At 68.3% G+C, this 9,475-nt stretch carries 6 protein-coding genes; all 6 read right to left on the bottom strand.

Annotation, left to right across the window (positions count from 1 at the left end; translation table 11 throughout):
- Window positions 1-63 precede the first annotated feature (63 nt).
- Window positions 64-1,776: an alginate export family protein gene (locus AC5JJ2_RS00175; RefSeq protein ID WP_495855934.1), complete on the bottom strand. Its 1,713-nt coding sequence runs from the start codon at window positions 1,774-1,776 to the stop codon at window positions 64-66.
- Between the two features lie 386 nt (window positions 1,777-2,162).
- On the bottom strand, window positions 2,163-3,581 hold the full coding sequence (locus AC5JJ2_RS00170) for an FAD-dependent oxidoreductase (protein WP_495855933.1): 1,419 nt from the start codon (window positions 3,579-3,581) through the stop codon (window positions 2,163-2,165).
- A complete protein-coding gene (locus AC5JJ2_RS00165) occupies window positions 3,578-5,686 on the bottom strand; it encodes a molybdopterin oxidoreductase family protein (RefSeq protein WP_495855932.1) in 2,109 nt (702 codons plus the stop codon). The genes AC5JJ2_RS00170 and AC5JJ2_RS00165 overlap by 4 nt, the downstream gene beginning before the upstream one ends.
- An 11-nt stretch (window positions 5,687-5,697) precedes the next feature.
- Window positions 5,698-6,018 carry a Rieske (2Fe-2S) protein gene (locus AC5JJ2_RS00160; RefSeq protein WP_495855931.1) on the bottom strand — a complete coding sequence of 107 codons (321 nt, stop codon included), beginning with the start codon at window positions 6,016-6,018 and terminating at the stop codon, window positions 5,698-5,700.
- A 7-nt stretch (window positions 6,019-6,025) separates the two neighbouring features.
- The gene (gene nirB, locus AC5JJ2_RS00155; protein ID WP_495855930.1) at window positions 6,026-8,485 is read right to left on the bottom strand and encodes a nitrite reductase large subunit NirB; all 2,460 of its coding nucleotides are present in this window, start codon (window positions 8,483-8,485) and stop codon (window positions 6,026-6,028) included.
- A gap of 86 nt (window positions 8,486-8,571) precedes the next feature.
- Window positions 8,572-9,378 (bottom strand): ABC transporter ATP-binding protein, encoded by an 807-nt coding sequence (locus AC5JJ2_RS00150; RefSeq protein ID WP_495855929.1) that lies wholly within the window; start codon window positions 9,376-9,378, stop codon window positions 8,572-8,574.
- Window positions 9,379-9,475 lie beyond the last annotated feature (97 nt).

The raw sequence follows: 9,475 nt of genomic DNA, 5'->3' as shown, positions 1-9,475 counted from the left end.
GGGGGGGCGGGCCGCCCCCCCCCCCCCCGCCCCCCCCGCGGGGGTCCCCACGCCGCTCGCGGCTCAATACCGCACGCTGAACAGGCAGGTCAGGACGCTGGCGTTCACCGCCGCGTTCGGGCCGGCCGTGTCCCGGAGGAACCCGCCGCCGAACAGGTGGGCGTAGCTGAACAGCAGGTCCGTCCGCTTCGACAGGTGGAAGTTCGTGATGAGGTCCACCTCGTGCCCCAGGAACGGGGACGCCCGGCCGGTCGGGTCGCGGCGGACGGCGTTGCCGGCCACGTTGTACAGCCCGTCCCGGACGTTATCCAGCCAGAAGTTGTGGTACTGCGTCCACACCGTCAGCCACTTCGTCGGGTACAGGTACAGGGCGCAGTTCACGTCGTGGACGTTCTGCCGGCCGATCAGGTCCGTCCACCCCATGTAGAAGTGGCCGAACGGGAAGAGTTGGTTGAACGTCGTGAAGTGGTCGCCGGCGTTCGGCGAGTCGTCCCCGCTGGCGTAGTCGTAGTACACCCAGAACGTCGGGTTCAGCGGGGCCTTCTTCCAGTTCACCCCCAGCCCGGTCGAGATCATCCCGGCGATCACGTCCTGCCGGCCCCGCTCGCCGAACTGGACGGCCGCCTCCGCGTCCCACAGCAGCTTGTGGCACTCGCCCGCGTCCCGGTCGCCGTAGTACCGGCCGCCGATCGTGTGGACGGTGGACGGGTTCCGGGCGATCCCTTGCTGCACCGTCCGGTTCGTGTTGTCCAGCAGGAAGTAGTACAGGTCCGCCGCCTGCCCCTTCTTCGGCCGGTACGTGGCGTACGCCCCGGCGAACAACTGGTTGTTGTCCCCGCTGTCCAGCCGGTTCGCGTTCGGGACGACCGGCTGGAGGACGAACGCGTCGAAGTCGAACTTCTCCCCGGTGCGGAGCAGCCGGAGGCCCTGGAACGTCCGCCGGGTGTTCCCCCAGTCGAGCGGGGAGACGAGCCGCTGCGACCCGAGGAGCAGTTCCTGCCGCCCGGCCCGGAGGTAGACCGGGGCGTTCCGGACCTCGCCGAGTTTCACGTCCACGAACAGGTTCTGGATGTCCGGCCCGGACTCGTCGATCGGCAGCGGCGGCAGGTCCTGGGACGCGACGTGCGTGGAGTTCAGCTCCGCGAACAGCCGGAACTGGTCCCGGTACCAGAGGTCGGTGAACACGCGGGCGCGGAACAGGTTGTACGTGTTGTCCCGCTGGGTGAGCCGGCTGTTGTACTCGCCGTGGTAGCGGTTCCAGACCTGCCCGCCGACGGCGAGCAGCCAGTCGTCCCCGAGGCGGACCCGCTTCAGCCGGTCGAGGGCGTCCTGCGGCGGCGTCTTCGGGTCGTCGAGGTAGCGGAAGTCGGCGTCGAAGAAGCTGAACTGCATGAGCGCGAACGGCGGGTAGCCGAACTTCGGCGGGCCGTCCGTCTCTTGCCCGCGGACGTGGGCGAGCAGGTTGTACGCCCCCTTGCCGCTCGGCGGGATGGCGAACATGCCCGTGCGGGTGAGCGGGCGGACCGGCGGGACCTTCTTGAAGTCGAACCCGCCGCCGCAGGAATCGCACCCGCCGCCGCCGGACGCGGCACACGCGGCCGCGTCCGGGACGGCCGGGGCCGCGGTCGGGATCGGGGCCTCGACGATCGCAGGCAGATCGTCGCGCTGGGCGGGCACGACCCGCTCGACCGGGGCCTGGGCCGCGGCCGACTGGACGCCGACGGCCGCGACGGCGGCGGCGAGCGTGCGGGGGAAGAAACGACGCAATCCGTGCATGACGACTCACTCCTTGAGTCCGGCCGGCCGTGGCACTGTTGAGAGGAATGCAGTGAATCCGGGTTCGGCGAAAGACCGGGTTCCTGCTGGACTTATCGGAGAACGGGGTCGGCGGGACGATTCCGGACATCGAAGTTCGATTATCCGAATTGTCGTGCGAACCGAACCGGCGTCATAACCGGCAAGACCGGCCCAACCGGTTGGACCGGCGAGAGGAAGTGGAAACAGAGTTAGCAAACATCAAAGGCACGGCTGCCCGATTCCGGGCACGCGCGTGCGTCACCGCCACGGGGGTACCCCCGTGGCGGTGGCGGCGGTGGCGGTGGAGCCTGCCGGAATGGCAGTGAACATGATTTCAGAGCAGGTGAGCGTGAAAGCGCGGCACGTCATGCCGTGCTCGTTGTCTTGGCGTGCTTCAAAATCAAGTTCGCGAGCTGCCCGCGGCAGGAGCCGCAGCCGGTGCCGGCCTTCGTGGTTTCGGCGAGCATCGGCAACGTCGTGCAGCCGTCCTTGATCGCGCCGACCAGCGCCGACTCGCAGACGTGGTGGCAGTTGCAGATTTCCGGGTCGGCGGCCGCGACCGACACGTCCCCGCTACAGAGGATGTCGAGGCGGTTCGGCGGGAGCGAGTCGCCGCGGTCGAACCACCGCGCGAGGCTGGGGGCCGCCTCGCCGTCGCCGACGCAGATCGCGCCGATCAGCCTCCCGTCGCGGACGATCATCTTCCGGTAGATGCCGCGGCGATCCTCCATCACTTGAAGGACCTCGTCCGAATCGCGCTCGGCGTCGATGACGCCCATGCTCGCGACATCGACGCCCGCCACTTTCAACTTCGTGTACAGCTTCGACCCGCGGTAGCGGGCCGTCGGGTTCGCGCCGGTGAGTACGTCGGCGAGCACCTCGCACTGCTCCCAGATCGGCGGGACGATGCCGTAGACGCACCCGTTGTGTTCCGCGACCTCGCCGACGGCGTACACGCCGGGGACGGCCGTGGCGAGCAGGTCGTTGACGACGACGCCGTGCTTGACCGGGATGCCGGACGCCTTCGCCAGCTCCGTCCGCGGGCGGATGCCGGCGGCGATGACGAGCATGTCCGCGGGTATCACTTCCCCGGTTTTCAGCACGACGCCGTGAACCCGGTCGTCGCCGACGACGCCGGTGGCGGTCTGCCCGGTGCGGACGAAGATGCCGAGGTTCTCGATCCCCCGCCGCAGGATTTCCCCGCCGAAGCGATCGACTTGCAAGTTCATGAGCCAATCGGCGCGGTGGACGACGGTAACGTGCAGCCCCATGTCCGAGAGCGCCTTCGCGGCTTCTAGGCCGAGCAGCCCGCCGCCGAGGACGACGACCGACGCCGGCGGTTTCGCGAACGCCCGCATCCGGTCGCAGTCGTCGATCGTGCGGAACAGGAACACGCCCGCCTTCGGCGTGTCGTCTTCTTTCCGCAGCCCGTCCATCGGCGGCACGAACGCGGCCGACCCGGTGGCGATCACGGCCACGTCGTACTTGTGGTCCGCGCCGTCGGTCGTCGTCAGCGTGCGGGCGACGCCGTCGAGCTTCGACACGAGTGTCCCCTCGTGGTACGTCACCCCGCGGTCGGCGTACCAGCCGGACGGCTTCAACATAATCTCGCTCGGCGACCCGCCGGCGAGGACGCGGCCGACGAGGATGCGGTTGTAGCAGCCGTGCTTCTCCTCGCCGAACACGCTCACGTCGAACTGCGTGCCGGCGGTGCGGCGGAACAACTCGTCGAGCAGCCGCCCCGCGGCCATGCCGTTGCCGATGATCGCGAGACGCTTCTTCATGGCACACTCTTGGAAACGTGGACGACGCGGACGGCCGCGAGCTTGAACTCCGGCATCCGGCTGGTCGGGTCGAGGAAGAACCCGATGAGGGCGTTCGCCCCCTCCTTGTCGGCCCAGTGGAACGGGGCGAACAGCGTGTCCGGGCGGATGTCGGCCGTCACGTCGGCGCGGAACTCGGCCCGCCCGCGGCGGCTCTCCAGGGTGACGAGGTTCCCGGCCGCGATCCCGTGTCGGCGGGCGAGCGTCGGGTGCAGTTGCACGAGCGGCCGCGGCTTCGCCTTCGTGAGTTCCGCGATCCGCCGGGTCTGGACGCCGGAGTTGTAGTGCTCCTTGTACCGCCCCGTGGTGAACAGGTACGGGTACGCCGCATCGACCGCGTCGCCGCCCGGCCGGTGCTCGACCGGGACGAACCGGGCCTTGCCGTCCGAATGGAAGAAGCGGTCGGCGAACAGCCGCGGCGTGCCGGGGTCGTCCTCCGAAACGCACGGCCAGAAGACACCGTCCTGGGCGTCGATCTTCTCGTAGGTGATGCCGATGTAATCGGCCGGGCCGCCGGCGGTGGCGCGGCGGAACTCGTCGAACACCTCGCGGGCGGAGTGAAAATCGAACTGGTGCAGACAGCCGAGCCGTTCGGCGAGGTCGCGGAGGATGTCGAGGTCGCCGCGGACGCCGGTGGGGGCGAGGGCCGTCCGCCGCCGGCGGAGGACGCGGCCTTCGAAGTTCGTCATCGTGCCGTCTTCCTCGGCCCACTGGTAGACGGGCAGCACCACGTCCGCGAGGTTCGAGGTTTCGTTCAGGAACGCATCGGAGACGGCGAGGAAGTCGGTCGCTTTCAGCCGCGCGACGGTGCGGTTCATGTCCGGGCAGGCGACGACGAGGTTCGACCCCATGACGAAGAGCGTGCGGACGGCCGAAAGCCCAGGCACGGCCGTGCCTGGGCTTTCGCCCAAAGCGTCGATCAGTTCCGCCGCACTCTTCCCCTTGCGCGGCAAACTATCCGCAGGCACGCCCCAGACCTTCGCGAGCGCCGCGCGGTGGGCCGGGTTCTCGATCAGCCGGTAGCCCGGCAGCTGGTCCGCCTTCTGCCCGTGCTCGCGGCCGCCCTGCCCGTTCCCCTGCCCGGTCAGCGTGCCGAAGCCGCTGTAGAGTTTTCCCGGCAGCCCGAGCGCGAGCGCCAGGTTGATCCACGCCGAGACGGTGTCCACGCCCTTGCTGTGCTGCTCCGCCCCGCGGCCGGTGAGGACCATGCACGACTTCGCCGCCGCCATCCACCGGACGGCCTGCCGCAGCAAGGACTCGCCGACGCCGGTGATCCGCTCGACGCGGGCCGGGTGGTCGTTCAGCACCGCCGCTCGGACCGCCTCGAACCCGGTCGTTCGCGACGCGATGTACTCGCGGTTCAACAAGCCCTCCTCGATGGCGAGGTAGAGCAGCCCGTTGGCGAGCGTCAGATCCGTGCCGGGCGTGGCGGCGAGGTGCAGGTCGGCGGCGCGGGCGGTCGCGGTCCGCCGCGGGTCGATGACGATGACCCGGCCACCGTTCGCCTTCTGCTTCTGAAACCACTGCATGATCGGCGGTAGGGTGTCCGCGCAGTTCGACCCGACGAGGACGATCACCTCCGCGTGCGCGATGTCCTGCACCGGGAACGGCATCCCGCGGTCCACGCCGAACGCCCGGTTGTTCCCGGCGGCCGCGGAGGACATGCAAAACCGGCCGTTGTAGTCGATGTTCGCCGTCCCGAGCGCGAGTCGGGCGAACTTGCCCAGCAGGTAGACTTTCTCGTTCGTCAGCGCGCCGGACCCGAACATCGCGTTCGCGTCCGGGCCGTACCGCTCGCGGGTCTTGCGAAAGGCGTCGGCGATTCGATCGAGCGCCTCGTCCCAGGACGCTTCGCGGAACGGGTCGGACCGGCGGTCGCGGACGAGCGGCGTCGTGAGCCGGTCCGGGTGGCGTAGCAGCCCGGCGGCGGACCACCCCTTGATGCACAGCTCGCCGTTGTTGACCGGGAAGTGCGGGTCGCCGGAGACGGATTCCGCCCCCTCGCCCATGCGGATGCCGCACTGGTAGGCGCAGTACGGGCAGTGCGTGCGGACCGCGAGTTCCATGCGCGGCCCTTCTACGAAACGCCCACGAAGACTTGGCCGTCCACGACCTCGACCGGGTACGTGGCGATGGCGCACACGCCGGGCTGGTCGCACTCGCCGGTGCCGCGGTTGAACTTGAACGCGTGGTACGGGCAGACGACCTGGTCGCCGGCGAGCATCCCGTCGGCGAGCGGCCCGCCCTTGTGCGGGCAGACGCCGTCCACGGCGAACACGGCCCCGGCCCGGCTGCGGAACACGGCGATCGGCTTGTCCCCGACCGCGAACCCGCGGCCGAGGCCGACCGGAATCTCGTCGATGGTGCAGAGCGGCAGGCGGGTCATCGTTTGGGTCATGGGGTCCTCACGCCATCGGCAGCGGAATCTTCTTCACGTCGTCGAACTGGCCGGCGTACACCGGCTTGTCCCGCTCCAGCCACGGGTCCACGTAGGCGGCCATCGTCTTCTCGACCTCCGCGTCCAGGCCCGCGTTGAGGCCGAGTGAGTCGTTGACGATGATCTCCCGCAGCTTCTCGATGCCGATCCGCGGCACGAAGTCGTAGGTCCGCTCGATCCACTTCGCGTTGTCCCGGTAGTAGATCAGGAACCGGCCGATGACCTGAATCGCTTCCTCTTGCGTCTTCACCCGGCAGAGCACGTCCGTCTTGCGGACGTGCGCCCCGGCCGCCCCGCCGACGAGGACCTCCCACTCGCCGCCCTCGGTGGCGACGACGCCCACGTCCTTCACCGTGCTCTCCGCGCAGTTCCGCGGGCAACCGCTGACGCCGAGCTTCACCTTCGCCGGGAACTCGAACCCCTGGTACTTCTTCTCCAGCGCGATGCCGAGGGCCGTGCTGTCGTTCGTCCCGTACCGGCAGAACTCGCTGCCCACGCACGTCTTCACCGTGCGGAGGGCCTTCGTGTACGCGTACCCGCTGGGCATCCCCAGGTCGGCCCACACCCTCGGCAGGTCGTCCTTCTTGATGCCCAAGAGGTCGATCCGCTGGCCGCCGGTGACCTTGACCATCCGCACGTTGTACTTCTTCGCGACCTCGCCGATCTTGATGAGGTCGTCGGCCGACGTGACGCCGCCGTACATCCGCGGGATGACGCTGAACGTGCCGTCGTTCTGGATGTTGGCGTGGACGCGGTCGTTGATGTACCGGGCGTCCCGCTCGTCGATGTACTCCTTGCCCCAGATGCTCGCGAGCATCGACGCGAGGCCGTTCTTGCTCTTTTCGTCCTCACCGGTGGCCAACTCCCGTAGCACGGCCGACACGCTCTTGAGTTCACGCCGCTTGACCTCGGCCACGAGCGTCGGCTTGTCCATGGGCACGGCCGGGACGTACCAGCTCTCGCTCGGGTCGGCCTTCACCTCGCCGTTGACCGCCTCGATCAGCGACTTGATCATCTTCTTGCAACTGCCGCAGCCGGTCCCGGCCCGCGTCGCCTTGCCGACCGCCGGAACCGTCGTCTTTCCATTCTTGATCGCCTGAACGATCGTGCCCTTGCAGACGCCGTTGCAATCGCAAATTTGCTTGTTGTCCGGCATGTCCGCGAGGCTGAACTCGGAGCCTTGCGTCTTCGTGCCGCTGCCGAAGAACAGCTCCAGCCGCCGGGCCGGGGCGGGTTTTTCCTGCATGAAGTATTCGACGAGTTGGTCGGCCGGTTCGAGGTCGCCGAGCAGGCACGCGGCGGACACCTTGCCGTCGCGGAGGATGGCCTTCCAGTAGACTTGGCGGCCGGGTTCGGCGAACGTCACGACCTCGTCCGTCGGCTTCAGGTCGCCGATGCGGCCCATGCTGGCGAGTTCGACGCCCATGACCTTGAGCTTCGTCGCGAGCTTCGAGCCCACGTAGCGGGCGTCCGGGGTCTTGCCGGTCAGGCGCTCGGCGAGGGCCTTCGTCTGTTCCCAGATCGGGGCGACGAGGCCGTAGACCATGCCGCGGTGCTGGACGCACTCGCCGACGCCGAAGACGCTCGGGTCGCTCGTTTGCATCGTGTCGTCAACGAGGATTGCTCGGTCGCACGCGAGACCGCACTCCGCGGCGAGCTCCTTGTTCGGCCGAATCCCGGCGGAGATCACGACCATGTCCGCGGGCACTTCCTTGCCGTCGGCGAACTTCACGCCGGTGACGTGCGTGTGGCCGAGCAACTCCTTCGTCCCGTGCGCGACGAGGGCGGTGATGCCCATCTTCGCGATCGTCTCTTGAAGGACTTTCCCGCCCGCCTCGTCGAGCTGCACGCTCATCAGCCACGGGGCCATCTCGACGACCGTGACCGAGACGTTGTGCGTCATCAGCCCTTTCGCCGCTTCGAGGCCGAGCAGCCCGCCGCCGATGACGACGGCGTTCTTGCACCCCTTCGCGTAGTCGGCGATGTTCCGGCAGTCGTCGATCGTGCGGAACACGAATACGCCATGCAGCGTCGTCCCCGGGATCGGTGGCACGAACGGCCGCGACCCGGTCGCGAAAATCAGAACGTCGTAGCTCTCCTCCACGCCGTCGGCGTAGACGACCTTCTTCTCGCGGTCGATCTTCGTGACCTTCTTGCCGGCGTGCAGCGTGACGTTGTTCTCCTCGTACCACGCGAGCGGGTTGAGGAAGATTTCCTTCGCGTCCTGGCTGCCGTTTAGCACGTTCGACAGCAGGATGCGGTTGTAGTTCCCATACGGCTCGTCGCCGAACATCACGATGTCGAAGTCGTGGTTCGGGTCGGCGGCGATGACGTCCTCGGCCATCCGCGCCCCGGCCATGCCGTTGCCGATGATGACGAGCTTCCGTCGGGTCACGGGCGTGTCGGGAATCGTGTTGAGTTGAATCATGGCTATCCCGGCGAACGGCACGGCGTAAGCGTGCCGGTATTCCACCTTGCCCCACACCGGCACGCTTACGCCGTGCCGTTCGCCCCTCAGACCCCGGCCGGTTGGGGGTGGTGCGCGTCTTCGAGGAACCCGACCAGCCGCTCGCGGAGGTCGTAGAACTCGTTGCTTTCCAGCAACTCACTTCGGTTCCGCGGCCGGGCGAACGGCACGGGGACGATGTCGCCGATCTTGGCCCGCGGGCCGTTCGTCATCATCACGACGCGGTCGGCCATGAAGATAGCCTCGTCGATGTCGTGCGTGACCATCACGGCCGTCATCCGCTCCTGCGTCCACAGGTCGAGCAACACCTGCTGGAGTTCGATCCGGGTGAGCGAGTCCAACATGCCGAACGGCTCGTCGAGGAGCAGCAGCTTCGGCGTGAGGGCGAACGCCCGCGCGATGCCGACCCGCTGCCGCATTCCCTGCGACAACTCCGCCGGCTTCTTGTGCGTGGCGTCCGCGAGGCCGACGAGCGTGAGGTACTTGACCGCGTGCTCGCGGCGTTTGTTCTTCGGCCAGTCCGGCTTCGACTGATCGACCGAGAGCATCACGTTCTCGAGCGCCGTCATCCACGGCAGCAGGCACGGCGACTGGAACACGATGCCCCGGTCGAGGCCCGGCCCGCTGAGCGTGTTGCCGCCGAGCGTGATGACCCCCTCAGTCTGCTTGTTCAGCCCGGCGAGGATCATGAGGACCGTGGACTTGCCGCACCCGGAGTGGCCGATGAGGGTGACGAACTCCCCCTCCTCGACTGCCAGGTCGAACCCGTCCACGACGACGACCGGCTGCCCCTTCCCGGTGGCGGGCGGGTACGTCTTGATGAGGCCGTCGATGTTCAGGAACGCATCCCTCACGCGCTCACCCCCGATCGCCGGAGGCGGTTCGAGGTTTTGGCCTTGTTCCCTCCCCCCTTGGGGGGGAGGGTTAGGGAGGGGGGTGAGCTTCCTCCCT

The sequence above is a fragment of the Limnoglobus sp. genome, from assembly GCF_059499385.1.
The sequence above is the reverse complement of the archived record's forward strand: the minus strand, read 5'-3'. Positions and strand labels throughout refer to the sequence as shown.

Bases quoted from the DNA above. Each gene is read 5' to 3' on its own strand.
- AC5JJ2_RS00160 (WP_495855931.1), bottom strand. From the start codon at position 6,018: ATGACCCAAACGATGACCCGCCTGCCGCTCTGCACCATCGACGAGATT.
- AC5JJ2_RS00175 (WP_495855934.1), bottom strand. From the start codon at position 1,776: ATGCACGGATTGCGTCGTTTCTTCCCCCGCACGCTCGCCGCCGCCGTC.
- nirB (WP_495855930.1), bottom strand. From the start codon at position 8,485: ATGATTCAACTCAACACGATTCCCGACACGCCCGTGACCCGACGGAAG.
- AC5JJ2_RS00165 (WP_495855932.1), bottom strand. From the start codon at position 5,686: ATGGAACTCGCGGTCCGCACGCACTGCCCGTACTGCGCCTACCAGTGC.
- AC5JJ2_RS00170 (WP_495855933.1), bottom strand. From the start codon at position 3,581: ATGAAGAAGCGTCTCGCGATCATCGGCAACGGCATGGCCGCGGGGCGG.